The sequence below is a fragment of the Comamonas sp. 23 genome (genome assembly GCF_049601575.1).
Lineage (GTDB): Bacteria > Pseudomonadota > Gammaproteobacteria > Burkholderiales > Burkholderiaceae_C > Comamonas > Comamonas squillarum.
This window is the reverse complement of record NZ_CP187127.1, coordinates 2088194-2114993: the sequence shown is the minus strand read 5'-3', so window position 1 is coordinate 2114993 and position 26800 is coordinate 2088194. Positions and strand designations below refer to the sequence as shown.

The 26800-nt window shown below is 65.2% G+C and carries 26 protein-coding genes; 18 read left to right on the top strand and 8 right to left on the bottom strand.

The window, feature by feature from the left end; genetic code table 11:
* Positions 1-180 precede the first annotated feature (180 nt).
* The 3 genes from ACPEE1_RS09490 (at position 181) to gudD (ending at position 3910) form a co-directional block, all read left to right on the top strand.
* Positions 181-1182: a LacI family DNA-binding transcriptional regulator gene (locus ACPEE1_RS09490; protein ID WP_232539383.1), complete on the top strand. Its 1002-nt coding sequence runs from the start codon at positions 181-183 to the stop codon at positions 1180-1182.
* Positions 1183-1360: 178 nt separating this feature from the next.
* Positions 1361-2356, top strand: a complete 996-nt coding sequence (locus ACPEE1_RS09485; protein ID WP_260719780.1) for a Bug family tripartite tricarboxylate transporter substrate binding protein — start codon at positions 1361-1363, stop codon at positions 2354-2356.
* 201 nt (positions 2357-2557) lie between these two features.
* Positions 2558-3910: a glucarate dehydratase gene (gene gudD / locus ACPEE1_RS09480; protein ID WP_116924285.1), complete on the top strand. Its 1353-nt coding sequence runs from the start codon at positions 2558-2560 to the stop codon at positions 3908-3910.
* A gap of 66 nt (positions 3911-3976) precedes the next feature.
* Here the strand turns inward: gudD and ACPEE1_RS09475 are convergent, their stop codons facing one another.
* Positions 3977-4837: an IclR family transcriptional regulator gene (locus ACPEE1_RS09475; RefSeq protein WP_260719781.1), complete on the bottom strand. Its 861-nt coding sequence runs from the start codon at positions 4835-4837 to the stop codon at positions 3977-3979.
* Positions 4838-4957: 120 nt separating this feature from the next.
* Between ACPEE1_RS09475 and ACPEE1_RS09470 the strand changes: the two genes are divergently transcribed.
* The 10 genes from ACPEE1_RS09470 (at position 4958) to ACPEE1_RS09425 (ending at position 14756) form a co-directional block, all read left to right on the top strand.
* Entirely contained in the window at positions 4958-5962 is a 1005-nt protein-coding gene (locus tag ACPEE1_RS09470) for a tripartite tricarboxylate transporter substrate binding protein (RefSeq protein ID WP_260719782.1), read from the top strand.
* Between the two features lie 71 nt (positions 5963-6033).
* Positions 6034-6936, top strand: a complete 903-nt coding sequence (locus tag ACPEE1_RS09465; protein ID WP_260719783.1) for an amidohydrolase family protein — start codon at positions 6034-6036, stop codon at positions 6934-6936.
* Between the two features lie 18 nt (positions 6937-6954).
* The gene (locus ACPEE1_RS09460) at positions 6955-7974 is read left to right on the top strand and encodes a Bug family tripartite tricarboxylate transporter substrate binding protein (protein ID WP_182342351.1); all 1020 of its coding nucleotides are present in this window, start codon (positions 6955-6957) and stop codon (positions 7972-7974) included.
* Between the two features lie 69 nt (positions 7975-8043).
* Positions 8044-8730, top strand: coding sequence for an RraA family protein (locus ACPEE1_RS09455; RefSeq protein ID WP_260719784.1), 687 nt, complete (start codon positions 8044-8046; stop codon positions 8728-8730).
* Positions 8727-9656, top strand: coding sequence for an NAD(P)-dependent oxidoreductase (locus tag ACPEE1_RS09450; RefSeq protein WP_116924290.1), 930 nt, complete (start codon positions 8727-8729; stop codon positions 9654-9656). Before ACPEE1_RS09455 ends, ACPEE1_RS09450 begins: the two co-directional genes overlap by 4 nt.
* 170 nt (positions 9657-9826) lie before the next feature.
* A complete protein-coding gene (locus tag ACPEE1_RS09445; protein ID WP_207788040.1) occupies positions 9827-10804 on the top strand; it encodes a tripartite tricarboxylate transporter substrate binding protein in 978 nt (325 codons plus the stop codon).
* Between the two features lie 15 nt (positions 10805-10819).
* On the top strand, positions 10820-11812 hold the full coding sequence (locus tag ACPEE1_RS09440) for a tripartite tricarboxylate transporter substrate binding protein (protein WP_116924292.1): 993 nt from the start codon (positions 10820-10822) through the stop codon (positions 11810-11812).
* A gap of 50 nt (positions 11813-11862) precedes the next feature.
* A complete protein-coding gene (locus tag ACPEE1_RS09435) occupies positions 11863-12819 on the top strand; it encodes a tripartite tricarboxylate transporter substrate binding protein (RefSeq protein ID WP_260719785.1) in 957 nt (318 codons plus the stop codon).
* Between the two features lie 64 nt (positions 12820-12883).
* Positions 12884-13783: an amidohydrolase family protein gene (locus ACPEE1_RS09430; RefSeq protein WP_182342366.1), complete on the top strand. Its 900-nt coding sequence runs from the start codon at positions 12884-12886 to the stop codon at positions 13781-13783.
* Positions 13784-13838: 55 nt separating this feature from the next.
* A complete protein-coding gene (locus ACPEE1_RS09425; protein ID WP_116924295.1) occupies positions 13839-14756 on the top strand; it encodes an SMP-30/gluconolactonase/LRE family protein in 918 nt (305 codons plus the stop codon).
* 126 nt (positions 14757-14882) lie between these two features.
* Here the strand turns inward: ACPEE1_RS09425 and ACPEE1_RS09420 are convergent, their stop codons facing one another.
* Together ACPEE1_RS09420 and ACPEE1_RS09415 are read right to left on the bottom strand one after the other, a co-directional pair.
* Positions 14883-15824: an alpha/beta hydrolase gene (locus ACPEE1_RS09420; RefSeq protein ID WP_165841099.1), complete on the bottom strand. Its 942-nt coding sequence runs from the start codon at positions 15822-15824 to the stop codon at positions 14883-14885.
* Between the two features lie 7 nt (positions 15825-15831).
* Positions 15832-18327 carry a TonB-dependent siderophore receptor gene (locus ACPEE1_RS09415; protein WP_165841100.1) on the bottom strand — a complete coding sequence of 832 codons (2496 nt, stop codon included), beginning with the start codon at positions 18325-18327 and terminating at the stop codon, positions 15832-15834.
* Between the two features lie 417 nt (positions 18328-18744).
* On the opposite strand from ACPEE1_RS09415, the gene ACPEE1_RS09410 reads away from it, so the two are divergent.
* Positions 18745-19671: a restriction endonuclease gene (locus tag ACPEE1_RS09410; RefSeq protein ID WP_260719787.1), complete on the top strand. Its 927-nt coding sequence runs from the start codon at positions 18745-18747 to the stop codon at positions 19669-19671.
* Positions 19672-19692: 21 nt separating this feature from the next.
* Positions 19693-20181, top strand: a complete 489-nt coding sequence (locus tag ACPEE1_RS09405) for a DUF4124 domain-containing protein (RefSeq protein ID WP_182342377.1) — start codon at positions 19693-19695, stop codon at positions 20179-20181.
* 49 nt (positions 20182-20230) lie between these two features.
* Here the strand turns inward: ACPEE1_RS09405 and ACPEE1_RS09400 are convergent, their stop codons facing one another.
* The 3 genes from ACPEE1_RS09400 to ACPEE1_RS09390 are packed head-to-tail and all read right to left on the bottom strand — an operon-like array spanning position 20231 to position 22525.
* The gene (locus ACPEE1_RS09400; protein ID WP_182342380.1) at positions 20231-21151 is read right to left on the bottom strand and encodes a PDR/VanB family oxidoreductase; all 921 of its coding nucleotides are present in this window, start codon (positions 21149-21151) and stop codon (positions 20231-20233) included.
* Positions 21152-21159: 8 nt separating this feature from the next.
* Positions 21160-22104 (bottom strand): pyridoxamine 5'-phosphate oxidase family protein, encoded by a 945-nt coding sequence (locus tag ACPEE1_RS09395; protein ID WP_423936131.1) that lies wholly within the window; start codon positions 22102-22104, stop codon positions 21160-21162.
* A gap of 49 nt (positions 22105-22153) precedes the next feature.
* On the bottom strand, positions 22154-22525 hold the full coding sequence (locus ACPEE1_RS09390; RefSeq protein WP_021026377.1) for a DsrE family protein: 372 nt from the start codon (positions 22523-22525) through the stop codon (positions 22154-22156).
* A 136-nt stretch (positions 22526-22661) separates the two neighbouring features.
* Here ACPEE1_RS09390 and ACPEE1_RS09385 point away from each other — a divergent pair, with 136 nt between their 5' ends.
* A complete protein-coding gene (locus ACPEE1_RS09385; RefSeq protein WP_423936129.1) occupies positions 22662-23582 on the top strand; it encodes a LysR substrate-binding domain-containing protein in 921 nt (306 codons plus the stop codon).
* 23 nt (positions 23583-23605) lie between these two features.
* On the opposite strand, the gene ACPEE1_RS09380 is transcribed toward ACPEE1_RS09385, so the two are convergent.
* Positions 23606-24520 carry a LysR family transcriptional regulator gene (locus tag ACPEE1_RS09380; RefSeq protein WP_423936127.1) on the bottom strand — a complete coding sequence of 305 codons (915 nt, stop codon included), beginning with the start codon at positions 24518-24520 and terminating at the stop codon, positions 23606-23608.
* A gap of 136 nt (positions 24521-24656) precedes the next feature.
* Between ACPEE1_RS09380 and ACPEE1_RS09375 the strand changes: the two genes are divergently transcribed.
* Positions 24657-25412, top strand: a complete 756-nt coding sequence (locus ACPEE1_RS09375) for an SDR family oxidoreductase (protein ID WP_423936125.1) — start codon at positions 24657-24659, stop codon at positions 25410-25412.
* Between the two features lie 132 nt (positions 25413-25544).
* Here ACPEE1_RS09375 and ACPEE1_RS09370 read toward each other — a convergent pair whose 3' ends face one another.
* Positions 25545-25991 carry an IPTL-CTERM sorting domain-containing protein gene (locus ACPEE1_RS09370; RefSeq protein WP_423936123.1) on the bottom strand — a complete coding sequence of 149 codons (447 nt, stop codon included), beginning with the start codon at positions 25989-25991 and terminating at the stop codon, positions 25545-25547.
* Positions 25992-26262: 271 nt separating this feature from the next.
* Between ACPEE1_RS09370 and ACPEE1_RS09365 the strand changes: the two genes are divergently transcribed.
* Positions 26263-26793, top strand: a complete 531-nt coding sequence (locus tag ACPEE1_RS09365; RefSeq protein ID WP_423936121.1) for a hypothetical protein — start codon at positions 26263-26265, stop codon at positions 26791-26793.
* Positions 26794-26800: the final 7 nt, after the last annotated feature.

Below are 26800 nucleotides of genomic sequence, written 5' to 3'. Positions count from 1 at the left end.
AGATCCTGGAGTGCAAGTGAATGGATCCTCGGCCATTAAACCTCTGAGTGCGTATGGTTGGCAGGGGGCGACTACCGCCCGCCAAAGCTGGCTCAAATACCATCCCAATCCCACTGCACCGCCCCGCAGCACCAGCATGGACTACGATAGCGGCACTTTCAGCCGCCATCATCCCTGCCCGTGCAACCCACTGACCGACCGTCCAAGATCCAAGATGTAGCCCGCGCTGCGGGCGTGTCTGCGATGACGGTGTCGCGGGCCATCAACCACCCCGAACGGCTCAATCCCGAAACCTTGCAGCGCGTGCGCGATGCCATCGCCAGCATGCGCTATGTGCCCAATGCGCTGGCCAGTGGCCTGCGGCTGTCGCGGGCGCGGCTGGTGGCGGCCTTGCTGCCGACCTTGGTGGGGCCCGTGTTCCAAGAGCTGATCCAGTCGCTCGACCATGCGCTCAACCAGCACGGCTACCAGCTGATGATTGGCCGCACCGGCTATGACGCCGCGCAAGAGGCGGACTTGATCCGCGCCATCATCCAGCGCCGGCCCGATGGCATTGTGATGATCGGTATGGCCGCCTCCGAAGAAGGGCGGGCGCTGCTGCAGGCCTCGCGCATTCCGGTGGTCGAGACCTGGGACCTGAGCGACACGGCGATCGACATGCTGGTGGGCTTTTCGCACAGTGCCATTGGCCAGGCGGTAGCGGCGCATTTCATCGCCAAGGGCCACCGGCAACTGGGCATGGTCAGCGGCGATGATGCGCGTGCCCGGGTGCGCGTGGCGGCCTATGCACAAGCGGCGCAAGCGGCAGGCCTGCCCGAAGTGAAGGTGGCCTATACGCCCGCGCCCAGCACCTTGGGTGGCGGCCGGCGTGGCCTGGTGGAGATACTGGCCCAGCGGCCCGAGGTGACCGCCGTTTTCTGCAGCTCTGATACCTTGGCATTAGGTGCCTTGGTCGAGGCGCAGCACCAGGGCCTGCGCGTGCCCGAGGACCTGGCTGTTGTCGGTCTGGGCGACCAGGAGTTTGCCAAAGACACCGCCCCGCCCCTCACCACCGTGCGGCTGGATGGCACCCGCATTGGCCAGTTGGCCGCCGACATGATTGTGGCCCGCACCCTGGACCAGCCCGTCGATGCGCAGCGTGTCGATATCGGCTTTTCCATTACCCAGCGCAGCAGCGGCTAAACAGCGCTGTCTCGGTAGAAATTCACACCCCCGCCATCCTGGCAATGTCGGGTAATTACTGATTTCTCAGCCAAAGTTAACGTTAACAATACGACAAATTGCAATGTTAACGTTAACTATTCGAAGCGAAGCATCGCTCAGCCAGATTTCAGCAACGTCTTAAATGCAGGAGACAAGCATGACCACCACCCCAAAACCAGGATGGAAAAAGATAGCGGCCCTCGTCTGCGCCAGCGCTGCGGCCTTGGCCGCCAGCCCCAGTGCCTGGGCTTGGCCGGACAAGCCAGTCACGATCATCGTGCCCTTCCCTGCGGGCGGCGCGACCGACACGGTGGCGCGCGCAATTGGCAACAACCTGGGCCAGCAGTGGGGCCAGTCGGTGGTGGTGGAAAACAAGGCCGGCGCCACCGGCAGCATTGGCGCCGCCCAGGTGGCGCGCGCCCCGGCCGATGGCTATACCTTGCTGGTCTCGTCGCTGGCACCGCTCGTGGTGGCGCCCCATCTGATCAAGGGCCTGCCCTATGACCCGACGCGGGACTTCAGCTACATCACGGTGGCGGTACAAACAGCCAATGTGCTGGTGGTCAATCCCCAGCTCGCCCCCAAGGTCAACAACGTGCAGGATGTCATCGCGATGCTCAAGGCCAAGCCCGACACGGTCAGCTTTGCGACCTCGGGCGCGGGATCGTCGGACCACCTGACTGCCGAGCTGTTCTGGCAGAAGACGGGCACCAAGGGCCTGCACGTGCCCTACAAGGGCGGCGCGCCGGCCACCGCTGATTTGCTGGGCAGCCAGGTGGACATGTCCTTCCAGAACGTCAACAGCGTCTTCCCCCATATCAAGTCGGGCAAGCTCAAGGCCATTGCGGTCACGGGCAACAAGCGCTCTGCCGTGCTGCCCGATGTGCCGACGATGGCAGAAGCCGGCATCGATGGCATGGACGTCTATGCCTGGCAAGCCTTTGCCGCACCGAAGAACCTGCCCGCCGATGTCCGAACCAAGCTGCACGACGGCATTGTCAAAGCGCTGCACGACCCAGCTGTGAGCAAGCAGTTCACCGACATGGGGCTGGAGATTGTCGGCAACAGCCCCGAGGCCTTTACCGAGTTCCAGCGCAAGGAGTTTGCGCGTTGGAAGCAGGTCATCACCACCGGCAACATCACCGCACAATAAGAGCCACTAACACAACCCTTGATACGTCGTTGCCTGGCCGGCCGCGCCAAGCCTTGCCGTACTACCGTACTGTCTGCGACTTGGCGCCTCGTCTCAACCGCAAACCTGCGGTTTGCTGGGCCGTGTTAGCGGCTCAAAGCAACAGCCCCCCGAGCCCAACACGCCCGCTGCACAACCTCCAACATTGACCCTTAGCCCACCATGCAAGCCACCACATCCGCGTCGCCCTCTTCCACCCCCCGCATCACCGGCTACCGCGTGGTGCCCGTGGCCGGGCATGACAGCATGCTGCTCAACCTGAGCGGCGCCCATGCGCCGTTCTTCACCCGCAACCTGCTGATCCTGACCGACAGCGCAGGCCGCACAGGGGTGGGCGAGGTGCCGGGTGGCGAGAGCATTCGCAATACCCTGGAAGACGCGCGCGAGCTGATCCTCGGCCAGCCGGTGGGCAACTACAACGCCATGCTCAACGCGATGCGCAGCAACTTTGCGGGCCGCGACAGCGCAGGCCGTGGGCTGCAGACCTTTGACCTGCGCACCACCATCCATGCGGTGACGGCAGCAGAATCGGCACTGCTCGATCTGCTGGGCCAGCACCTGGGCGTGCCAGTCGCTGCGCTGCTGGGCGAAGGCGTGCAGCGCACCTCGGTGCAGATGCTGGGCTATCTCTTCTATGTGGGCGACCGCGAACTGACCGACCTGCCCTACCAAAGCTTTCCCGACGAGGCCGATGACTGGAAGCGCCTGCGCCATGAAAAAGCCATGGACCCGCAGGCCATCGTGCGCCTGGCCGAGGCCGCCTATGCGCGCTATGGCTTTGAGGATTTCAAGCTCAAGGGTGGCGTGCTGCGCGGTGAGGACGAGGTCGAAGCCATCCGCGCATTGCATGAGCGCTTTCCGAAGGCCCGCATCACCCTGGACCCCAATGGCGGCTGGTTGCTCAAGGATGCGGTGCGCATCACCCGCGATCTGCACGGCATCCTCGCCTATGCCGAAGACCCTTGCGGCGCAGAAGAGGGCTTCTCCGGCCGTGAAGTGATGGCCGAGTTCCGCCGCGCGACCGGACTGCCCACGGCCACCAATATGGTCGCCACCGACTGGCGCCAGATGGCGCATTCGCTGTCGCTGCAATCGGTCGATATTCCGCTGGCCGATCCGCACTTCTGGACGCTGTCAGGCTCGGTGCGCGTGGCCCAGCTCTGCCAGGCCTTTGGCCTGACCTGGGGCTCGCACTCGAACAACCATTTCGATGTGTCGCTGGCCATGTTCACCCATGTGGGCGCTGCCGCGCCCGGCAAGGTCACCGCCATCGACACGCACTGGATCTGGCAAGACGGCCAGGGCCTCACCAAGCAGCCGCTGCAGATCAAGGGCGGCTATATCGAGCTGCCGCAACAGGGCGGCCTGGGCATCGAGCTGGACATGGACGCCGTCGAGCGCGCGCACCAGCTCTACCTGCAGCACGGCCTGGGCGCCCGCGATGATGCGATTGCCATGCAGTACCTGGTTCCGGGCTGGCGCTTTGACAACAAGCGCCCTTGCATGGTGCGCTAAGCCGCTGCAGCAGTCCCCCGTTCGACGTGCCGCGCGAGGGACGCCGCAGCCACATCCGCGCAGGACTCAGGGGTGCCAGTGGCTGGCCCGCACCAGGGTCGCAGACGGCCCCGTATTGCCCGCCAACGCATAGGACAGCTGGTTGGCAGCTGCGATGACCGTCGTGGACATCTCTTCGAGCTTTTGCTGTGGCAGGCGCGAGGCGGGGCCGGAGACGCAGACGGAGCCCAGAAGCCGCCAGTGCTTGCCAAACACCGGCGCGGAGATGGTGGCCACGCCCTGCTCGCGCTCGCCAATCGACCAGTGAAAACCGCGCTGGCGGATGGCTTCGTACAAGTCGCCCGGCTCGCCCGAAAACGCCAGAATCACCCGCCCTGGCGAGCCCTTGTCCAGCGGCAGCCCCTCGCCCATGCGCGCATGGTGGCGCAAGGCCTGCGGGCCTTCCACCCGCACCAGGCAGGTGCGCACATGGCCTTCGCGCACATAAAAGGCGGCGCTCTCGCCGCTGGCCACCGTCAGCGCGCGCAGCGCCGGCTCCAGCACGTTTTGCACATCAAAACCGGCTTGGTAACGCGCGCCCAGCCAGCCCGCTGCCGGGCCTAGGCGCCAATCGCCATCTTCCCGCTGCACCAGGTAGCCCGACTGCGCCAGGGTGCGCGCAATGCGCAGCGCCGTGGTCTTGTGCAGGCCGCAGCGCCGGCTCAGCTCGGCCAGCGGCAGATGCGATTCGCCCAACGCAAAGGCATCGATCAATTGCATCGCCCGCAACACCGCAGTGACGGTGCTGGTCGACGATGCGCCCTCCTCTTGCCCCGCATTTGCAACGGCCTCGGCACCGACTAGGTCGTCCTCCACCAGCTGCGTGACAACGGGGCCGGGTTTCGCCTTGGATCGGGCTGCGGGTTTGCGCTGATACGGGTTGCCCATGGTGCAATGTGTTTCATTGGTTGAAACGGCATTGTACCCCTTGAAACTTTTTTTTAAAGTAGCGCACCGATTGGCACCAGACCAAAAGGCCACACCAACACAACGATACGGAGACAACGTATGACGATCACGACACGAGCGATTTCGATCTCGGCGCGCCTGTGCCGCCTGGCGCTGGGCACGGCGGTACTGGCGGCAGCAGCCACCGGTGCCTACGCCCAAAGCAACTACCCGGCCAAGCCCATTCGCCTGTTTGTGCCCTTTCCGCCCGGCGGCGGCACCGACATGATTGCCCGCGCCGTGGCGCAAAAGGTTACCGAGAAGAATGGCTGGAACATCGTCGTGGACAACCGCCCCGGCGCCGGTGGCAACCTGGGGGTGGACGCCGCCGCCAAGGCCGCGCCCGATGGCTACACCCTGGTGATGGGCCAGACCAGCAACCTGGCCATCAACCCGGCGCTGTACAAAAAGCTGCCCTACGACCCGCTCAAGAACCTGACCCCGGTCGCGCTCGTCTCCTCGTCGCCAATCCTGATGGTGAGTGGCGCAGGCACCCCGCTGCATTCAATCGCCGAGGTGTTGAAGGCTGCAAAAGCCAAGCCCGATACCGTCACCGTGGGCTATGCCGGCAATGGCACCGTCGCCCACCTGGCCGTCACCCAGATCGAGCAAGCCACTGGCGTCAAGCTGCGCCATGTGCCCTACAAAGGCATTGCGCAAGCGATCACCGACCTGTCCGGCGGCCAGATCGACCTCTTTGTTGGATCGATCCCCTCCCTGATCGGCCAGGTGCGCAATGACAAGCTCCAGCCGCTGGTGGTGACCTCCAAGCAGCGCTCGGGCGAGTTGCCCTCCACGCCAACGATGGCCGAGTCCGGCAGCAAGGGCTTTGAAGCCATTACCTGGTTTGGCATCCTGGCCCCGGCCGGCACGCCAGATGCGATCGTGCAAAAGCTCAACAAAGCCATCAATGCCGCGCTGGCCGAGCCCGATGTGGTCGAGAAGCTGCGCTCCGAAGGCGGCGATATCCTGGGCGGCAGCGCGCAAGATTTTGGCAAGCTGATGCATGCCGAAGTGCCCCGCTGGGCCAAGATCGTCAAGGACTCAGGCGCCAGCCTGAACTAAGGCCGCAAGCACACCGGCCCGCGCCCAGCCCCCCTCCCCCAACACCACCCCGTTCACCCAGAGCCCGCGCCATGCACCGCGATAGCTTGGCTGTGCCCGTCCGTTTCTCGGCAGGTACCGCCGTACCCTCCACCCCGCTGCCCGACGGCGCCTGCGACTGCCATATCCATGTGTATGACAGCCGTTATCCCAGCGCAGCGGGCGCCAGGCTGCTGCCACCCGACGCCTCGGCGCAGGACTACCGCGCGCTGCAGCAGCGCATCGGCACCACGCGTGCCGTGCTGGTCACCCCCTCCACCTATGGCACGGACAACCGCTGCATGCTCGAAGGCCTGGCAGCGCTGGGCAGCCAGGCCCGGGGTGTGGCGGTGATCGACGGCACGGAGAGCGATGCCCAGCTGCAGCGCCTGCACCGCCTGGGCGTGCGCGGCGTGCGGCTCAACCTGTCGCTGGGCGTGGCGGGCACGGTGGCGGCGCTCAGGCCGCTGGCCCAGCGCATTGCTCCGCTGGGCTGGCACCTGCAGCTGTTGATGGCGCCCGATCTGCTGCTGGGCCAGGCGGCCGTGCTGCGCGAGCTGCCGGTGCCGTTAGTGTTTGACCACTTTGGCCGCATCGCGCCGGCCATGGCGGGCAGCGCTGCGCACGGTCTGCTGCTGGAGCTGCTGCAGCGCGGCCAGGCCTGGATCAAGCTGTCGGGCGGCTACATCGTCAGCGACCAGCACAGCGTGGAAGACCCGGCGCTGGATGCGCTGGCCGCCAGCTACCTGCGCGCAGCGCCCCAGCGTGTGCTATGGGGCAGTGACTGGCCCCATGCCACTGCCTCCGCCGGTGTGCAAGCCATGCCCGATGACGCGCGCCAGATCGACCGCCTGGCCGACTGGGCGCAGCACAGCGCAGGCAGCGGCACCCTGCAGCGCGTGCTGGTCGACAACCCGGCCGCGCTCTACGGCTTTGGCCCCTTGGCCGATTCATAAAACACTTCGGAGACTGACATGACCACATTCCTAGCAACTACCCCCTCCCTACAGCGCGCACGCCGCGGCCTGCTTGCCGCTGCAGGCGCAGCGCTGCTGGCCAGCCTGGGCGCCACGCCCGCGTTGGCCCAAGGCGACTGGCCTGCCGGCAAGGTCATCACCTGGGTCGTGCCCTACCCGCCCGGTGGCAGCACCGATGTGCTGGGCCGCAATGTGGCGCAGCGCATTGGCACGGCGCTGGGCACCAACGTGATTGTGGAAAACAAGGCGGGCGCCACCGGCACCATCGGTGCGGCCTGGGTCGCCAAGGCCGCGCCCGATGGCTACACCTTGCTGGGCACCTCGATCGGCCCGCAGGCGATTGCGCCGCACCTGATGGGCAAGCTACCCTATGACCACATTGCGGCCTTCGAGCCCGTGGCCATCCTCGGCACCATCCCGCACATGCTGGTCGTGGGCGCCAAGCAGCCCTTCAAAACGGTGGCCGATCTGGTCGCTGCCGGCAAGGCCCAGCCCGGCAAGCTGGCCTATGCCTCGGGCGGCAACGGCACCATCTTGCAGATGCAGGGCGAGCTGCTGCAGCAGCAGACCGGCGCCCGCTTTATCCACATCCCCTACAAGGGCGACACCCCGGCCTTGCAGGACACCCTGGGCGAGCAGGTGCAGTTCATGTTCGCGCCCGTAGCCGCTGCACTGCCCCATGTGCAGGCCGGCAAGCTGCGTGCGCTGGCCGTTACCTCTGCCAAGCGCCTGCCTGCGCTACCTGATGTGCCGACGATGGGCGAAGTGGGCATGAAGGACTTTGTCGTCGAGCAATGGCAGGCCGTGTTTGCGCCGGCCAAGACGCCCCAGGCCGTTGTGCAGCGCCTGAACCAGGACATCAACCAGGCATTGAAAGACCCCGCCGTCGTGGCACTGGCCGACAAGCTGGGCATCAGCCTGGTGGGTGGCACACCCCAGCAGCTGGGCGCGCTGCAAAAGGCCGATTCGGCCAAGTGGGCCCAGGTCATCAAAGACGGAAACATCAAGGCCGAGTAACCAAAGCCGATAAGGCGCCAGCCATTCCCGACACCCCATTTTTTTTATCCCTCCCAACGGACCAACACCATGAGCCAACTTCCCGACATCATCCGTGACATCGAGCGCGTCAGCGCCGACGTCGTTGCCAAGGCCAGCAGCTTCCAGGCCGCCATTCTGGCCGACGTGGCCGGCCGCCGCGGCACCATGCATGCACGGGTGGCACCCGTCCACCAAAACATGCAGGTCGCAGGCCCGGCCTTCACGGTCGAGGTGCGCCCCGGCGACAACCTGATGATCCATGCCGCCATCGCGCTGGCCGAGCCCGGCGATGTGCTGGTGATCGATGGCAAGGGCGACCAGACGGCCGCGCTGATGGGCACCTTGATGCTCAGCGCCTGCAAGAAGCGGGGCCTGGCAGGGGTGATCGTCGACGGCGCGATCCGCGACAAGCTCGAAATCCTGGAGCTGGACTTCCCCGTGTTCAGCGCCGGCTTCAACCCCGCTGGCCCCACCAAGTTTGTGCCCGGCCGCATCAACCACCCGATCTCGGCCGGTGGCACCACGGTCAACCCGGGTGACCTGGTCGTGGGCGACGCCGATGGCGTGGTCGTGATCGAGCGCGCCAAGGCGCCTGCGTTGATGGCCCTGGCCGACAAGAAGGTGGCCGATGAAGCCGCCCGTATCGACGCCATTGCCCGTGGCGACACGGCATCGAAATGGCTGCCTGCTGCACTGCGTGCGGCCGGCGTGCTCCAGGAAGGAGAATCGCTGTGAAACCCGCCATCATCGTCACCGGCGCCGATCTGGCGCAGCAAGCACTGAACCTGCTTGGCGGCTACGAAGTCATCTACGCCGGCAAGACACCGACCGAAGACGACCTGGTCGCGCTGGCGAGGCAATATGACCCGGTGGCCATCATCGTGCGCTACGGCAAGGTCGGCGCAACGGTCATGGATGCGGCCCCGTCGCTCAAGGTCATCTCCAAGCACGGCAGCGGTACCGACACCATCGACAAGGTGGCCGCCAAGGCACGTGGCATCGAGGTCGTGGCCGCCGTGGGCGCCAATGCTGCGGCCGTGGCCGAGCAGGCCTTGGCGCTGCTGCTGGCTTGCGCCAAGTCCGTCGTGGCGCTCGATGCACGCATGCATGCCGGCCACTGGGACAAGGCCACGCACAAGAGCCTGGAGCTGGGCGGCCGCACCATTGGCCTGGTAGGGCTGGGCGCCATCGGCCTGCGCTTTGCCAAGATGGCCGATGCGCTGGGCATGCGCGTGATCGGCTTTGACCCCTTTGCCAAGAACCTGCCAGCCTATGTGCAGAGCGTGGACCTGGACACCCTCTGGCGCGAGGCCGATGCGATCTCGCTGCACTGCCCGCTGACGGAAGAGAACCGGGGCATGCTCAATGCCAGCAGCCTGGCGCAGTGCAAGCGTGGCGTCATCGTTGTCAACACCGCGCGCGGCGGGTTGATCGACGAGGCTGCCTTGCTCGATGCCGTGCGCGCGCGCCAGGTGATGGCTGCGGGCCTGGACAGCTTTGCGGTGGAGCCGATGGCCGCCGGCCACCCCTTCCAGCGCGAGCCGCACTTTGTCCTCAGCCCCCACATCGGCGGCGTGACCAGCGATGCCTACGTGAACATGGGCGTGGGCGCAGCCCAGAACCTGCTGGCCGTGCTGGCCAAGGCGCCAGCCACGGCCTGAGGCACTGGCTGGATCACGGGCAAGCCAGCGTTGCTTGCCCTTGCCTAACAACGGGCCGGGCATGCACCCGGCCCCAGCAAACACTAAGAGGCTGCAAGCATGCGACCCGTTAAGGAACGCCTGAAAGACAGGAGACAAAGATGAAGCAGGTTTTTAACCGCCGCTGGCCGATGGCGCTTGCGGCCCAAGCGCTGGGCAGCATCGCCTTGGCAGCAGGCATGGCAGGCGCGCTGCCCGCCCAGGCGCAAAGCCCCTGGCCCGACAAGCCCATCAAGCTCGTCGTGCCCTACCCGCCCGGCGGCAATGCCGACAACACCGCGCGACTTTTGGCCACCCAGCTGGGCAGCCGGCTAGGCCAGCAAGTGATCGTAGACAACCGCCCCGGCGGCAGCGGCACGATTGGCGCGGCGGCGGTGGCCAAGGCTGCGCCCGACGGCTATACGCTGCTGCTCGATGCGACGGCCTTTACCGTCAACCCCAGCCTGTTTGCCAAACTGCCCTACCAGCCGGCCAAGGATTTCGCGCCGATCTCGCTGATCAACCAGGTGCCCTTGCTGCTGGTGGTGCCCGCCAGCTCGGCACTGCATACGGTGGCCGACCTGAGCCGTGCCGCGCAGGCCGCGCCGGGCAAGCTCAGCTATGCCTCGGCCGGCAACGGCGGCGCGCAGCATCTGGCGGCGGAGCTGTACAAGCAAGGCGCCAAGCTGGAGATGACGCATATCCCCTATCGCGGTGGCGCGCCGGCGCTGACCGATCTGATCGGCGGCCAGGTGGATGTGATGTTCAGCGCCACCACGGCCAGTGGCCCCTTTGTCAAAGGCGGCAAGCTGCGCGCGCTGGCGATCACCTCCGCCCAGCGCAGCGATGGCTGGGAGCAGCTGCCGACTATGGCCGAATCGGGCCTGGCCGGTTTTGAGGTGAACGAGTGGAATGGCCTCTTTGCCCCGGCGGGCACACCGCAGCCCGTGCTGCAGCGGCTGGAGGCCGAAACCCGCGCCATCGTGGCCAGCCCCGAGATGCAGAAACGCTTTGCCGAACTGGGTGTACAAGGCGTAGGCTCCAGCGCGCAGGCCTTCTCGAGCTTTGTGCAGGCCGAAACCGCCAAATGGGCCGGCGTGATCCGCGCCAGCGGCATTCGCATGGATTGAGAAAGAGACAAGCACATGTTCAAGAAGAAAAATCTGCCAGCACTGGCCGTGCAAACGCTGGTGGCAGCAGCAGCGCTGGCGGCCAGCGCCAGCTTTGCACAGGCTCCCGCCTACCCCGCCAAACCGGTGCGGTTGATTGTGGGCTTTGCCGCAGGCGGCCCCACCGATGTGGTGGCACGCGCCTTTGCCGACTACGCAGGCCGCACCCTGGGCCAGCCTTTTGTGGTCGACAACAAGCCCGGCGCCAACACCATCCTGGCTGCGCAAGCGGTGGCCAGTGCACCGGCCGATGGCTATACCTTGCTGTTTGCCGCCACCAACCACACGATGATTCCGGGCCTCTACAGCGGCCGGGTCAAGTTTGATGCGCTCAAGTCCTTCCAGCCGCTGTGCACGGTCGCGACCAGCCCCACGGTACTGGTGGTGCAGCCGGGCCTGCCGGTCAAGAGCCTGGCCGATTACATGGCGCGTGCCCGCAAGGAGCCCGGGCGCACAACGGCCGGCACCGCCGGCATGGGCAGCTCCGGCCACTTTGCGACCGAGATGTTTGCGCGCGCCAATGGCCTGCAGCTGAACCATGTGCCCTACAAAGGCGCGGCCCCGGTGGTCACTGATCTGATGGGCGGTCAGCTCGACAGCTCGTTCGCCACCTTGGGCTCGGTGCTGCCGCAGATCAAGAGCGGCAAGCTCACAGCCCTGGCTGTCGCCTCGCCCAAGCGCTCGTCGCTGCTGCCCGAGGTGCCCACCTTTGCCGAGGCTGGTGGCGGCAAGTACTCGGCCGATGCCTGGTATGGCGTGATGGCGCCCGCCGGCCTGCCCGCCGCAATTGCGCAGCAGCTGGAGAAAGCCGCCCGCGACTTTGCCGGCAACGCCGCTACCGTGGACAAGCTGCACAGCCTGGGGCTGGACGCCGACTCGACCTGCGGCCCGGCCTTTGGCAGCCAGGTGGCGCGCGAGGTGATGACCTATACCCAGATTGCGCGCGAGCTGGATCTCAAAGCCGATTGATCCGGCCACTGCATCCAACCCCATACCTATACCTATCTTCAGGAGACACCATGCCCCGCTTTATCCAACCCCTGATCGCCGCTTGCGCGCTGGCCGCCAGCATCGCGCATGCCGCCTTCCCCGAGCGCCCCATCACCATCGTCGTGCCCTACGCCCCGGGCGGCGCGGCCGATGCGGTGGCCCGTGTGCTGGCCACGCGCATGGGCGCCAAGCTGGGCACCAGCGTGATCGTGGAGAACAAGGCTGGCGCCAGCGGCACCATTGGCGCAAGCTTTGTGGCCAAGGCCAAGGCCGATGGCTACACCATGCTCTACGACGCGACACCCTACTCGATCAACCCGCATCTGTTTGCCAAGATGCCCTATGCAGCCAATGCGCTGCAACCGCTGTCGCTGGTGCTGCTGGCCCCCAATGCGCTGGTGGTCAAGGCAGAGTCGCCGCTGAAGAATGTGAACGACCTGATCGCCAAGGCCAAGGCCGAACCGGGCAAGATCAACTTTGCATCGGGCGGCAGCGGCACCGTGCAGCGCCTGGCGGCCGAGCTGTTCCGCCAGAAGCTGGGCCTGGACATGGTGCATGTGCCCTACAAGAGCGGTGGCCCGGCGATTGCCGATGTGATGGGCGGGCAGGTGGACTTCATGTTCGCCACCGTGGCTGCTTCCTACCCGCTGGTGAGCGGCGGCAAACTGCGTGCGCTGGCCGTGTCTTCGCCCCAGCGCTCGGCGCGCCTGCCGGAGGTGCCCACGGTGGCCGAGACCGTCATCCCCGGCTACGAAGCCTATGAATGGAATGGCGTGCTGTTGCCCGCTGGTACGCCAGATGCTATCTCCCAGCAACTGTACCAGGCGATTGCTGAGGTGCTCAAGGAGCCTGAAGTGCAGCAACGCCTGTCGGACCTGGGCGCGCAGGCCGTGGGCTCGACACCGGCAGAGTTCAGCGCCTTTCTGAAAAAGGAAGATGCCAAATGGGGCGAGGTGGTGAAAAAAGGCAATATCAAACTGGACTGATTCCTTCCCGCTGGCCGCCGCTGCTGCAGCGGCCAGCCCCGCACCATAAAACGCCCCCACCGAGATGACCTTGCCTGATCTCACGACCCCTGTCCCGCATTCGGTTGGCCTGGACCGACCCACGCGCACCTTGCCTGCGCTGGCCTGCGACAGCCATATGCATGTCTTCGACAAGCGCTTTGCGCCGTCGGCACACTGGCCGCGTACGCCACCCCATGCGCCGGTGGCGGCCTACCGGCAGCTGCAGCAGCGCCTGGGCACCTCACGCACGGTGGTGGTTACGCCATCGACCTATGGCACCGACAATGCCTGCACCCTGGATGCGCTTGACCAACTGGGCAACAGCGCACGCGGCGTGGCGGTGGTGGATGCGGCGGTGAGCGATGCCGAGCTGGCGCGCCTGGCGGCGCGGCGCGTGTGCGGGCTGCGGGTGAACTTTGTCTCGCCCCAGTCCTGGGGCACGACCACGCCCGAGATGCTGCAGACCCTGGCGCAGAAGCTGGCACGCCACCCGGACTGCGCTGGCTGGCATATCCAGGTGTTTGCCGAGCCCGCGCAGATCATCGCACTGCAGCCAGTGCTGCAGCAGTTGCCGGTGCCCTTGGTGATCGACCATCTGGGCCGCATGGACCCGGCCGAAGGCGCATCGGCCAAGGCCTATGGCGTGCTGCGCCGTCTGCTTGATGGCGGCCATTGCTGGGTCAAGCTCTCGGGCGCCTATATGCGCTCCCAGGTGCATGGCCCCAGCTATGCCGATACCGTGCCGCTGGGCCGCGCGCTTGTGCAGGCCGCGCCCGAGCGTCTGGTGTGGGGCTCTGACTGGCCGCACACCACCGAGCGGCCGGGCACCGTCAACGATACCGACCTGGTCCATCTGCTGCAGGCCTGGTCGGTGAGCGATGCGGTGATGGACCGCATTCTGGTGGACAACCCCGCCCAGCTTTATGGCTTTCGGTCTTGCTAAACCCTGGCAAGATCCTGCACACCCCTACCGTTTTTGATGCCAAAAAGGCCGCCCCATGTTTTTGCTGCAATCCCCTGAAGTCCGCACCCTGGACACCTTCAGCGCGATGCCCGAGTCCTTTCGCCGCCGTGAGCGCAGCGCCTGGGCTGATGCCAACCGGGGCGGCGCGATAACAGATTCGTTTTTGGAAGGCCCGGTGTTTGACGAGGCCGGTAACCTCTATGTCAGCGATATCCCCTGGGGCCGCATTTTCCGCATTGATGCGCAGGGCCAGTGGAGCCTGGTCGCAGAGTACGACGGCGAGCCCAATGGCCTGAAGTTTCTGGCCCCCGGCAAGCTCTTGGTCACCGACTACAAGAACGGCCTGATGCAGCTGGATACGGCCAGCGGCGCGGTAAGCCCTTACCTGGAGCGCCGCAACAGCGAGAGCTTCAAGGGCGTGAACGACCTGATTTTTGATGCGGAAGGCAACCTGTACTTTACCGACCAGGGCCAAAGCGGCCTGCATGACCCGAGCGGGCGCCTCTACCGCCTGCGGCCCCATGGCCAGCTTGATCTGCTGCTCAGCAATGTGCCCAGCCCCAATGGCGTGGCGCTGTCACCCGATGGCCGCGTGCTGTATTTGGCAGTGACGCGTGGCAACTGCGTCTGGCGCGTGCCCCTGCTGCCCGATGGCAGCGTCGCCAAGGTGAGCCAGTTCTTCACCTCGTACGGGCCCAGCGGCCCCGATGGCCTGGCTGTCGATGCCCAGGGCCATGTGCTGGTGGCCAACCCGGGCTTGGGCTATGTCTGGGTGCTGAACCACCTGGCCGAGCCGGTGCAGGTGCTGTGCGGCATCAAGGGCAGCTCCACCACCAACCTGGCCTTTGGCGGCGCAGAGCGAAAGCAGCTGTTTGTCACCGATTCGACCTATGGCCGCATTTTGACGACCAGCATGGCCACGCCAGGCATGCCAATTCACCAAGGGGTCTGAACGCGGTCTCGGGCGATCCGCTGTGTTGTCTTTCTTGTCCATAGCTTGCTATGGACTGCAAAAGACGCCTTGCGTCTCATCCCGATCCGCGCCCATCCCATTAGGCACAGCTTTGGCAGAGCGTACCTAGCGCAGCGTAAACGCAAAGCGCAGCGTGTCATTGGCCGCCTGCGCCGGCACGCTGGCATGCACCTCATTCGGGTAGCGCTGCAGCCGCACGCGCAGGCCCCAGCCGGAGAGCGCTTCCAGCCGCTCGGCCAGCATGCGGGCCGATTCCGGATCGCCATCGGCGTCGCGGTCGCCCACGACTACCATCAGGCGGCTGGTGGCGCCCACCTTGCCGGCCTGCACCTTGTCGCGGAACACGCGCTCCTCCTCCAGAATATGCTGGCCGTTCCACTCCATCGAGGGGCTGGCGGCCACAATCGCCTCAAAGGCCTGGGGGCGCTCGTACAGCGCGTAAAGCGCAAACAGCCCGCCAAAGGAATGGCCAAACAGCGACTGGCGCTCCAGGTTGACGGGGTAGCGCTGGGCGATCTCGCCGCGCAGCTTGCCGGTCAGAAAATCCAGAAACGGCGCGCGCGCACCGCTCTTGTACTTGGCAAAGGCCCGCACCTCGGGCGACTGCGGCTCGCGCAGCTGGGCCGTGTAGTCGGCCATGCGGCGCACATCCCAGGGCTTGTCACCCGGGTAGCCGACGCCCACAATGATCGCCTTGCCCACGGGCAGGTAGTCCTGCACCCAGCGCGCCTGCGCGAAGGAGCCAAAGTAGGCATTGCCATCGAGCACATAGAGCACCGGGTATCCGCCCTTGGGGGGCTCGCCCTTGTCGGGTGCGGAGACAAAGATGCGGTAGATCTCGCCACCGTCCGATGCCATGTCCCAGACCTGGGTGGCCGGCATCACATAGGGGCTGGCGGGGGTGGCTGCGGTGCTGGGCGTGGCCGTAGCAGGTGCATCGTCTGCAGCGCCCTGCGGGGCGGTTTGGGCCCCCGCCTGCGGTGCCGTGGCCAGCAAGCCGGCCAGCAGCGCCGCGCAGGCGCTTGGGTAGAGGGTGGACAAGCGCATGGGTGGCTTAGAAATCATGGCGCAGGTTAGCACTGAACTTGCGCGGCTCGCCAAACGGCGCGTACTCGCGGCCATACAGGTGGCGGTAGCTGCGGTCGGTCAGGTTGCTGACGACCAGGTTCAGCTGGGTCTTGGGGGTAATACGGTATTTGGCGTTCAGGCCCACCAGCACCAGCGCGCCCTGCTCGATGGTCCAGGCATTGGCACCCGAGCCGCCGTTTTTATAGGCCTTGTTGGTGGCAGCCACATTGCCACCCAGCGACCACTGCGTGCCCGGCAGCTGGTAGTTGGCGGCCAGGCGCATGCTGTGGCGCGGCTGCTCGGTGCGGAAGCGCTGGTCCTTTTGCGGGCCGGCCACATACTCGGCACTGGTATAGGTGTAGCCCGCAGCCAGGTTCAGCTCGCGGCTCACCTGGCCGTTTACGCCCAGGTCAAAGCCCTGGCTGACGACCTTGCCCGCTGCCGTGTAGCAGGCGCCGCCGCAGACATTGCTGGGGTTGTTGGGCACGGAGGAATCGAGCACCGCCAGGTTGGACTGCGCCAGGCGGAACACGGCGGCCGAGACATTGAGGCGCTTGTTCAGCAGCTCGCCCTTGATACCCACTTCGTAGTTGGCGCCCACCACCGGGTCGAGCACATTGCCATCCTGGCTGCGGTTGGTCTGGGGGTTGAAGATGTCCGAGTAGCTGGCATAGGCCGAGTACTGGGCGTTGATGTCATACACCAGCCCCGCATAGGGCGTGACCACGCCCTTCTCCTTGGGCGCCACAACACCGGTCAAGCTGTTCTTGCGCTCGTAGTTGCTGATGCGGGTGCCGGTGATCAGCTTGAGCGCGTCGGTCAGGCTCCAGCGCGCGACGCCATAGACACCCATATTGCTGGTCTTGGTCTTGCTGGTCGATGCGCGCAGGCCATCGGGGATGGGGCCCAGGCCTTCGGGATCAAAGGTGTAGACATTGATTGGGGTGGTGGACGAGTAGCCGGTGCCGGCATTCTCATCACGGTAGCTGGTGCCGTTGACGCCCAAGGTCAGCTCATGGCGGCGGCCCAGAAAATCAAACGGCCCCGTCGCATAGACATCGACCACATTGGCGTGCATCACCGAGGTGTAGTTGCGCTGGCGGCTGCCGATGAAGAGGCCATCGCCGGTCACAGGGTTCAGGTTGCCCGAGAGACTGCTGAAGTTCTCGATATCGTTGTTGGTCTTTTGCCAGGCGTAGTTGGCCTTCAGGCTCCAGGCGCCGGCCAGCTGCTGGGCCAGGCCCACGGTGTAGATGTTGTAGTCGCGCACCGAGCGGTGGTCGGCATCGCCCCAGAAGGACGAGCGGGGCAGCCCGGCATCGCTGCCATCGGCCGCCAGCGGCACGCCAAAATGGCCCCGGCTCGTGTCCTTTTGCAGCTGCACGCTGGCGCTCAAGGTGGTCGTGGGGCCCAGGTCGGCCTCGACAATGCCGTAGCCCGCATAGCGGTCGCGGTAGACATAGTCGGTAAACGACTCGCTGTTATCGGCCACGGCCACCAGGCGGCCCCGGATCACGCCCGAGTCGATCAGCGGGCCCGACACATCGCCCACCAGGCGCCGCTCTTTCCAGGAGCCCAGCTGCACCTCGCCCTGGGCCTGGAAAGTGTCGGTCGGGCGCTTGAGCACCATGTTGACCGTGCCGCCCGGGCTGCCAGCACCGGCCATCAGGCCGGCCGCGCCTTGCAGCACCTCGACCCGGTCGACAAAGGCGCTGTCGAACTTGGGCGAGCGGTTGCCGCTGTCGATGCCCGAAGGCGTGGCCATGCCATCGACCTGGGCCTGCATGCTAAAGCCCCGGCTGTAGTAGTTGGCGCCAATGCTGCCGCCATCGACCGCAAACACGCCACTCACTGCGCGCAGCGCATCATCGACCGAGGTCATGCCGGCGTCGTCCATCTGCTGGCGGGTGATGACCGTCAAGGTCTGCGGTGTTTCGCGCTGGCTCAGGTTCAGCTTGGAGCTGGTGCTCGAATGCGCCGCCGCATAGCTGCCACTGCCCTCGGTGGTGCCACTGCGCTGGACCGCGGCCGTCACGGTGACCGTGTTCAAGGTCATGTCCGATGCCCCAGCCGCACTGCCCGCTGCCGCAGGGTTGGCCGCCGGCAGCTTGCGCAGCACATAGGTGGCGCCCCCTTGCTTGACCACCTCAAAGCCGCTGCCGCGCAGCAGCTGGGCAAAGCCCTCCGCCTCGCCATAGCTGCCTTGCAAGCCACCGCTGCGCAGCCCCGCCAAGGTGGACTGCTCAAACACCAGCTGCACTCCTGCCGTTGCCGCGTACTGCGCCAGCACATCCGACAGCGGGCCCGCTGCAATCGCATAGCTTTTGGCGCCGGCGGCCGGCTCTGCCGCCAGGGCCCAAGGTGCTGCCAGCGCCAGGCCTGCGGCACTGCCGCCAACCAAGGTGGCACGGATGGCGCCATGCAGCAAAGCCAGGGCAAAGCGCTCGCGGTGCCGGCTGCGGCGATGGGAAGAGAGAGTCATGGTTCGTCGTCCTGGTGATCTGGAAAGAAAAGAGCGGCACTGCATAGCGCCATTGCCCTGTACACCGAACGAGATCCAAAAAGTGATCACCTGAAGCGAAAAATAGTGGGGAAAATTTTCGCGGTGGCAAAATCCGGCTGCAGCGGGCTGCAAAACAAGCAGCGGTGGCCGCAAGACAAGCAGCGGTGGCTGCAGAACCTGCGGCTGTGGTGGCCAGCCATGCACACCCCAGCAACGCCCCTGTCGCTCTGGTGATGCCCCCAATACGCCCGTCAGCAAAGCGTAAGATCACGCAGATAGATTTTGTAATACAAAGCAGCAAACGGTCTGTGCGTGGCGCTTCCAGCAGCACTGCGCCGCCATCAGCCAGCCGCACAAAGACAGGCATCCATCAGCAAACCAGGACAGGGGGAGACCATGGCAAGACGCAAGAAAAGCAGTGGATTGGAAGACATGCTGGACCTCTTGGCGCTGCTCCCCTGGTGGATCTGTGTGGCACTGGCGGGAGCGAGCTATGTGTTCCTGCACCGGCTGGCGGTCGTGCCGCCAACGGCTGACCTGGCAGGCCGCCCCGCCGACATGATGGCAGCCGTGGTCCAGAAGGGGCTCATCTTTGGGCTGGCGTCCATCGGCCAATACCTGCTGCCCTTGATGTGCTTGGTGGCCGCTGCCATGTCGGCCTGGCGCCGAAAGCAGCGCCAGGCCCTCGTCAAAGGCGTGGTGCAGGCGCAGGATGTGGCTGTGCTGGGCGACATCAGCTGGCGCGAGTTTGAACTTCTGGTGGGCGAGGCCTACCGGCTGCAGGGCTTTCGCATCATCGAGCTGGGCGGCAACGGGCCCGATGGCGGCGTGGACCTGGTGCTGCTCAAGGGCGGCGAAAAATTCCTCGTGCAGTGCAAGCAGTGGAAGGCCCAGCGTGTGGGCGTTGCCACTGTGCGTGAACTCTATGGCGTGATGGCCGCCAGGGGCGCGACGGGCGGCTTTGTGGTCACCTCCGGCCGCTTCAGCAACGACGCCCAGGCCTTTGCACGGGGTCGCAATATCACCTTGGTCGATGGCCCCCAGCTGTTGGCGATGGTGCAGCGGGCGCGGCAATCGCTGGTGAATGGCCCCAAGGCTACGCAAGCCAGCGGCACCTCGGCTGCATCAACCGCGCGCACCAACGTTGCGACGGCCTCGGCTGCCGCCCCCGTTGCAGCCAGCCCTGCCCCTGCCCAACCCAGCTGCCCGCGCTGCAGCGCCGCGATGGAGCTGCGCACCGCACGCCAGGGCGCCCATGCCGGCAAGTCCTTCTGGGGCTGCTCGACCTTCCCGGGTTGCCGTGGCACGCTTGCGGCGGCGTAATGGCTGCATGAAGGTTTTTCCATGCGCTTGTTGTCCACCTCTCGCAATGCAGGCGGTCGCAACCTGCAGCGCTCGCTGATACTGCTGGCCCTGGTCTGCTGCGCCGCGCCTGCCTTTGCGCAAAAGTCCGTGTACCGCTGCGAAACGGCTGGGCGCGTGAGCTACTCGGATGCGCCTTGTGTGGGCGCTACGGAAATCGACACCACGCCTACCCAGGGCATGGACAAGATGACGGGCAAGAGCCGCAAAGGCAATGACGTGCAGCGTGCCGAACGCAACGCTGCCTTTGCAGAAGCCATCCAGCCCCTGTCAGGGATGAACGCCGATGAGTACCGGGTGTACCAGCACCGTTTCAAGCTCAGCCCCGCCGACAAGCTTGAATGCGCACGGCTGGACAACCGCCTGCCAGCGCTCAAGCAAGCGGTGCAAGCAGCAGCGGCGAGTGACCTGGCCCAGGCCGAGGTCGATCTGTACAAGGCGCGCAACCGCTTCAATGATCTGAACTGCTAAGCGCCCGCTGCGGCAGACACGGCCAACTGCTACTTTGCACGGCGGTCTCTCAAAGATTCAACGCCAACTCCGGCCCCTCTGCCCAGGAGACACAGGTACACATCGCATGGCCGCGCAAGGCAGGCGCAATGCTGTCGCGGTGGATGGGGGTGCCACTGACCACCTCGGTCAAACAAGCGCCGCAGACACCGCGCCGGCACTCATAGCCCGTCCAGGCACCTGAGGCCAGCAAGGCATCGAGCAGCGATTGGCCGGGCGCCACATCGATGCGCTGGCCCGACTGCACCAGCGTGACCCGCAATGGACCGTCGCTGGCATCGGCAGCCGCACCAAAGCTCTCGCTGTGGATGCGCTCGGGCGCCCAGCCCAGTTGCGCTGCAGCGGCGCGCACGGCGCCCACCAAACCGGCAGGACCGCAGACATAGACCTGGCTGCCGGGCACTTGCGCGGCCAGCAAGCCGGGCAGGTCCAGGCTGCTGCGGCCGATATGGGTCTGGCCAGGCAGGCCGGGTGCCAGCGGATACTGCCGGGTGGCGTCGTGCACGATCTGGTGCAAGGCAAAGCGCTGCCCTGCTTGCTGCAGATGCTCGGCCATGCTGAGCAACGGCGTGATGCCGATGCCGCCGCCGATCAAAAGCGTGTACGGTGCATCGGGCTGCAGCGCGAATTCATGGGCCAGCTCCAGCACACGCACCGGGTCCCCTACGGCCAGCTGGTCGTGGATGAACTGCGATCCGCCCTGGCTCTGCGCGGTGCGCAGCACGGCGATGCTGTAGTGGTCCAGTGCCGGGCCGGTGTGCAGCAAGGAGTAGCGCCGCACGCGGCCGTCCATATCCAGGGCGATATGCGCGCCGGGTTCTGCACCGGGCAGCATCTGGCCTGCGGCGTGGCGCAGCACCAGACGCACGATGTCGGTGGCGATGGCTTGCTTGTCAGCAACCACCAGGTCCAGGCTTGTCAGGGGTTCCATGGGCATTCTCAAGGGTTGTAGGGCGAGGCTTCCAGCAGGCGCCAGCGCTGGGGCAGGTTCAGCGGCGTGCTGCGCCAGCTGTCCACCTGGAACTCGATCCAGCGCCCGGTTCCTCCTGTCTGGTCGATGTCGGCATCGACCCCAAAATGGGCGCGCGCATGGCCGGTCAGCTGCAACTGGCGCGCGCCTTCAAAATCTGGAAAGACCAGGCCGCAGCGCGACTCCAGCTCCAGATTGCCCAAGGTGTTGAACATGCTGTTGCCGTTGAAATCGGGGATGCGCAGCACCCGGCCCTGTTGTTGCACAAAGCCGGGCCGGCCTCCCCGGTGCGATACATCGGCCTCGCCGCTGGGGCCCAGGCTGGCGATGAACAAGGTGTCGGCGCCCGCGATCCAGGCCGAGGTGGCCTCGTCCAGCAGCGTGCCCGAGGTGACAGCGGTACTGGTGCGGTGCTCGGCTGCCGCTTCTGCCTCCAGTGGCAGCAGCTCGCGCTTTTGGATATAGCGGGGGCAGACCGGAAAGGCCTGGCCCACCGCCACCGCCAGTGCCTGCGCCGATGCCTGCGCTGTTACCTGGCTGACATGGCCATTGATGCGCAGGCGCCTGCGGGTCTGCAGCTCGATCAGCAGCACGGCGATGGATTGCGCGGGCTGCAGATCGGCGATGGGGGCTATGCGGGCCAGCACGCTCTGCGGGTCGCTGCTGGCCACCTGCAGGCTGCGCAGGTCATCGCTGGCCTGCACAAAGCCGGGCTCGCCACTCAGCATGCAAGCCCACATGGCGCCTTCCGCATCGGCTGCGCCCAGCACGCACCAGCGCTGCTGGCCGACAAAGTTGCGCGCTGCCGCCGGAATGCCGGGGCTGATATTGCGGCTGTTGATGAGCGCAGTGCCGCGCTCGCCCGTGCGCTGCTGCACCAGGCGTTCGCCAGTGTGAAAGATGTGGTCATCCATAACGGCTCCTTGGTGGCGGCAGGGTCGCAAAAGCTGTCAGCCAGGCGGCTTAAAAGGTCACCAAGGTGTGGCCCGCGTCCAGGTGGCGCGACAGATCCAGCACGCCGGTGGTGCCAGGGATGGTCTTGTCGCGCACCAGCGCAATGCCGGTGGGTGCCAGGCCTGCGCCCGCACCAAACACGTCGGCGCAACCGCCGCAGGCAACGATGTGGTCCAGCACCGCTTCATACAGTGCATGGCCGGGGTGTTCTGGCTTGACCAGTTCGGCAGGCCAGCGCACGCCCGTGCCTTGGAACACCAGGTCAAAGTCCCGGTTCTTTTCCTTGAGCTCATAGGCCAGGAACAGCGCGTTCACGACACGGCCCAGCGCTTCTTGCGTGCCGGATTGGGGATCGGAAAAAACAACGATGACGGTTTTCATAAATAGTCCTTTCGAGGACGGCGTAGTGACAAAACTGGAGTTGCCGTCTCGGAAGCAAATTTATCTATTTACTCAAACGTGATAAATGCCAGAGAATTGATTTGATTCTTCCACTTTTTGCAGCAATTACCCCACCATGGACCGCCTCCACGCCATTGATGTCTTTTTGGCAATTGCCGAGCAGGGCAGCCTGACCCGCGCTGCCGAGGCGCTGGAGCTGTCCCTGCCCAGCGTGGTGCGCACGCTGGCCGCGCTGGAGAAGCACCTGGGCGTGCGCCTGTTCAACCGCAACACGCGGCGCCTGGCCATCACCGACGAAGGCCGCGCCTACCGGGTGCATGCGCTGGCCATCCGCGCCGCAGTCGCCGAGTCGGAGCAGGCCATGAGCCGGGCGCAGGCCGAGCCCTCGGGCAGCATCAGCCTGACAGCGTCCGTCAAATTTGGCGAGCTGCATGTGGCCCCGCTAGTGGCCAGCTACCTGCAGCGCTACCCGCAGGTGGAGGTGCAGCTCTTGCTGCTCGACCGCGTGGTCAACCTGGTGGAAGAAGGTCTGGACCTGGCCGTGCGCATTGCGCCGCTGCCCGATTCCAGTCTGGTGGCGCGCCATGTTGTGGACATCCACCAGGTGATTGCCGCCAGCCCTGCGTTGGTTGCCGCCTGCGGCATGCCCCAGCAGCCGCAAGACCTGGCCGCCCTGCCCTGCATCGAGTTTGGCGGTGTGGGCGACGCCAACCTCTGGGAGTTTGTCAGCAAGGGCCAGCCCGAGCGCGTCAAGGTAAAGGGCCGCATGCGCTGCAATACCGTTGGCGGCAATATCGCCGGCTGCATTGCCGGCCAGGGCTTTGGCCGCTTTCTGCACTACCAGGTGATGGATGCGATTGCGCGCGGCGAGCTGGTCCGCATCTTGCCAGGCCACGCCCCCGCGCCTCGCCCGCTGTCCCTGGTCTACCCGAGCAAGCACCATGGCACGGTGCGGGTGTCGACCCTGGTTGAGCATTTGGCTGAGCAGCTGCGCGCGCGGCTGGGGGAGTTTGCGCCTTCTGCAGAAAAGCGCTGAAAGGCTGGGCTGCAGCAGCGCCGCTAGTTGGCCGTCGCGCTATCGGCCAGCTCGCCTTTGAAGCGCCCCGCCAGGTGCTCGATAAACGCCCGCACCACCGGTGGCAAGCCCCGCCTGGTGGTGAACACGATATGCACAATGCCTGTCTCCGTGCGCCATTGCGGAAACACATGGACGAGGCTGCCGCGCTCGAGCTCCTTGCTGCAAAAGTGCTCGGGCAACAGCGCAATGCCCAGGCCAGCCAAGGCCGCTGAGCGCAACGCGCCAAAATCGGCGCAGGTCATGCGGGGCGTGTGGCTGATGACGCTGGGCTGGCCATCGCCATCCCAGAACTCCCAGCTGATGGTGCCGGTCTGCTCGGTGCTGGCCAAGGTGGGTAGCTCGCCCAGCAGCTGCAGATCGCCTTTTTGGCACTGCTTGGCCAGGCTGGGCGCAGCCACCAGAATGCGGTTTGAATGGCCCAGCGTGCGCATCACCAGGGCGGCGTCGGTCGTCAAGCTGGTGCGCACGCGGATGGCCACATCGATGCGCTCGTCGATCAGGTTGACGGGCCGATCGGCGGCCACCATCTGCAGCTGTGCCTTGGGGTAGGTCTGCAAAAAATCGGTCAGGGTGGGCGAGAGGATTTCCATCAGCCCCAAGGGGCAGCTGCAGCGCACGACACCATGGGGTTCGCCCAGCGCATCGGACACGACGGCATCGGCCTCCTGCACATCGAGCACGATGGTGCGGCAGCGCTCGTAAAACGCCTGGCCCACCTCGGTCACCCGAAAGCGCCGGGTGGAGCGCTCGATCAAGCGCACACCCAAGCGCGACTCCAATGCCGCAATGCGCCGGCTCAAGGTGGACTTGGGCATGCCCAGTGCACGGCCCGCTGCGGCAAAGCCGCTGTGCAGCACCACCTCGGCAAACAACGCGTAGTCGTTGATATCTCGCATGGGCCTGATCCCCGTTTTTTGTCTCAATATTGGAACAATGATATCCATTTCGACCTTCTACTCAAAACTTTGTTCCACCTGCATCATTACATCACTGCGACGAACAGTTCGGCGCACACCTCAAGGAGTAGGAAAAATGGAACGCAAGTTTGACAACAAGGTCGTGGTAGTCACCGGTGGCACCAGCGGTATTGGCCTGGCCACTGCCAAGAAATTTGCCAGCGAAGGCGCCTATGTGTTTGTCACCGGCCGCCGCCAGCAAGAACTGGACAAAGCCGTCAAGGCGATTGGCCCACGCGCCACCGGTGTGCAGGCCGACATGTCCCAACTGGCCGACATTGACCGCCTCTACGACGCCGTGCAGCAAAGCCATGCGCAAATCGATGTGCTGTATGCCAATGCCGGCGGCGGCTCGATGCTGCCCCTGGGCGCCATCACCGAGGAACACTTTGATGCCACCTTTGGCACGAATGTGAAGGGCCTCGTGTTTACCGTGCAAAAGGCTTTGCCGCTGCTGCGCGATGGCGCCTCCGTCGTGCTGACCGGCTCGGTCGTCGGCTCCACCGGTACCCCCGCCTTCAGCATCTACAGCGCCTCGAAAGCTGCCGTGCGCAACCTCGCCCGCAGCTGGACCCTGGATCTGAAGGAGCGCGGCATCCGCGTCAATGTCGTCAGCCCCGGCCCCATCCGCACCCCTGGCCTGGTCGAGCTGGCCGGCAACGATGCCGCGCAGCAGCAAGGCCTGCTGGACTATATGGCCAGCCAGGTGCCGATCGGCCGCGTCGGTGAGGTCGATGAAATCGCAGACGCGGTGCTGTTCCTGTCTTCGCCGCAGGCCCAGTTCATTGCCGGCACCGAGCTGTTTGTTGATGGGGGGATGGCGCAGGTTTGAGGCATGGGGCGCAGGCGCAAAGCAGTGGGTTGCAAGCGCAGCGAACTGCCCATCGCCCGCAAGGACCGCAGGCAGCGCCCAGCCGCATAAAAAGGCCCGCATGCGCGGGCCTCGTCTTGGCAGCGAAAAGGCTTAGGCGGCTGAGCGGCCAGCGCGCTTTTTGCGCATAAAGGCAAAGAAGCCCACACCAGCGAGCAGGCCCGAGGTCAGGACCAGGTTCCATTCGGACAGCGTGGGCACGGGCACCGATACCGCGGGAGCGACCGGTGTGGTCACTGCACCATCGTCGGCACAGACCTGGACCCAGCCCGGCCAGCCCCCGCTCATCGCCACGGTGATGCTGTTGACGGTGGCTGGGGGATTGTTGGTCAGCGTCAAAGTGCCGGACGAGAAGGGTGATGCCGTTCCGGTGTATCCGGTGTCCTTGATCACCAGTGGGTTGGTTGCGCTACTGCCCGCCAGCGGCTCGCCAATGTCTGCAGCAACGGATTGGTACAGATCGCCGTTGAGGCGCACACGCAGCGACGAGCCCAGGGTCCGGATTCCGTGGGCCTTGATGCTTACTGTGCTGGTCTGCAATGGCTTGTCAAAGGTGTAGGTGCACGACTGCGCGCCACCTGTGAGCTGGGCTGTACCTGGCTCAAAAGGCCCTTGAGTGATCGTGTTGTCTTGGCAGGTTCCGCTCACGGTAGCGGTGACGGCGCCATAGGTGGTAGCGCCACCGCTGCCACTGACAAAACACTGTTGAGCGGCATGGGCTGCATGGAGCGTGCCGAGGCTGAGAAGTACTGCAGAAGCCAAACGAAAAGTGGAGAACATACTGATACATACAGTTGCACTAGGAACCAATATGTTAACAGCGGACCCAGCACCGTTATGGCAAAAATTGACCTATATCAATTCATTTTTTTCAATAAAAACAATAACAATCAACCTTTTCTCCAAGATAGAAACCTTCTTGAACAACGCATGTAAAGTAGATTTTTTAACCAAATTGTCAATTATCCAGACCTGGTTGATACACAAAAAAAGCCAGCTCGGTTGGCTGAGCTGGCTTAAGAACCTGTTCAAAGTCTCCTCGCGCCGCGACTGTCTTTGCGAGATGGGATGCGAGGGGGGCGCCCAGCCGCGCAACACCGCAGCAATAGCCCAGCTATTGCGAGGATTTGCAACGACGCAGACCGCCCCTCCCCGGGCGGCCCTAGCCGGGCGCCCCTTCCCGGGCAGCGCAAAGCCACAGTCCCTATGGGTTGGAGTGAAATCGGGCGATTTCTGCGCGCTGGCCCTTGCTTGCACCCCGGTGCAAGCTGCGTTCCATCCCTTCGAACTCATCCCGATTGCACTCCAACGCGGCTGCGTAGAGACTTTGAACAGGTTCTAGGGCCGGT

Bases quoted from the DNA above. Each gene is read 5' to 3' on its own strand.
- ACPEE1_RS09385 (WP_423936129.1), top strand. From the start codon at position 22,662: ATGGACCGCCTCCACGCCATTGATGTCTTTTTGGCAATTGCCGAGCAG.
- ACPEE1_RS09410 (WP_260719787.1), top strand. From the start codon at position 18,745: ATGGCAAGACGCAAGAAAAGCAGTGGATTGGAAGACATGCTGGACCTC.
- ACPEE1_RS09485 (WP_260719780.1), top strand. From the start codon at position 1,361: ATGACCACCACCCCAAAACCAGGATGGAAAAAGATAGCGGCCCTCGTC.
- ACPEE1_RS09405 (WP_182342377.1), top strand. From the start codon at position 19,693: ATGCGCTTGTTGTCCACCTCTCGCAATGCAGGCGGTCGCAACCTGCAG.
- ACPEE1_RS09390 (WP_021026377.1), bottom strand. From the start codon at position 22,525: ATGAAAACCGTCATCGTTGTTTTTTCCGATCCCCAATCCGGCACGCAA.
- ACPEE1_RS09460 (WP_182342351.1), top strand. From the start codon at position 6,955: ATGACCACATTCCTAGCAACTACCCCCTCCCTACAGCGCGCACGCCGC.
- ACPEE1_RS09440 (WP_116924292.1), top strand. From the start codon at position 10,820: ATGTTCAAGAAGAAAAATCTGCCAGCACTGGCCGTGCAAACGCTGGTG.
- ACPEE1_RS09445 (WP_207788040.1), top strand. From the start codon at position 9,827: ATGGCGCTTGCGGCCCAAGCGCTGGGCAGCATCGCCTTGGCAGCAGGC.
- ACPEE1_RS09475 (WP_260719781.1), bottom strand. From the start codon at position 4,837: ATGGGCAACCCGTATCAGCGCAAACCCGCAGCCCGATCCAAGGCGAAA.
- ACPEE1_RS09435 (WP_260719785.1), top strand. From the start codon at position 11,863: ATGCCCCGCTTTATCCAACCCCTGATCGCCGCTTGCGCGCTGGCCGCC.
- ACPEE1_RS09415 (WP_165841100.1), bottom strand. From the start codon at position 18,327: ATGACTCTCTCTTCCCATCGCCGCAGCCGGCACCGCGAGCGCTTTGCC.
- ACPEE1_RS09420 (WP_165841099.1), bottom strand. From the start codon at position 15,824: ATGCGCTTGTCCACCCTCTACCCAAGCGCCTGCGCGGCGCTGCTGGCC.
- ACPEE1_RS09375 (WP_423936125.1), top strand. From the start codon at position 24,657: ATGGAACGCAAGTTTGACAACAAGGTCGTGGTAGTCACCGGTGGCACC.
- ACPEE1_RS09365 (WP_423936121.1), top strand. From the start codon at position 26,263: ATGTTAACAGCGGACCCAGCACCGTTATGGCAAAAATTGACCTATATC.
- ACPEE1_RS09470 (WP_260719782.1), top strand. From the start codon at position 4,958: ATGACGATCACGACACGAGCGATTTCGATCTCGGCGCGCCTGTGCCGC.
- ACPEE1_RS09425 (WP_116924295.1), top strand. From the start codon at position 13,839: ATGTTTTTGCTGCAATCCCCTGAAGTCCGCACCCTGGACACCTTCAGC.
- gudD (WP_116924285.1), top strand. From the start codon at position 2,558: ATGCAAGCCACCACATCCGCGTCGCCCTCTTCCACCCCCCGCATCACC.
- ACPEE1_RS09380 (WP_423936127.1), bottom strand. From the start codon at position 24,520: ATGCGAGATATCAACGACTACGCGTTGTTTGCCGAGGTGGTGCTGCAC.
- ACPEE1_RS09395 (WP_423936131.1), bottom strand. From the start codon at position 22,104: ATGGATGACCACATCTTTCACACTGGCGAACGCCTGGTGCAGCAGCGC.
- ACPEE1_RS09400 (WP_182342380.1), bottom strand. From the start codon at position 21,151: ATGGAACCCCTGACAAGCCTGGACCTGGTGGTTGCTGACAAGCAAGCC.
- ACPEE1_RS09430 (WP_182342366.1), top strand. From the start codon at position 12,884: ATGACCTTGCCTGATCTCACGACCCCTGTCCCGCATTCGGTTGGCCTG.
- ACPEE1_RS09465 (WP_260719783.1), top strand. From the start codon at position 6,034: ATGCACCGCGATAGCTTGGCTGTGCCCGTCCGTTTCTCGGCAGGTACC.
- ACPEE1_RS09455 (WP_260719784.1), top strand. From the start codon at position 8,044: ATGAGCCAACTTCCCGACATCATCCGTGACATCGAGCGCGTCAGCGCC.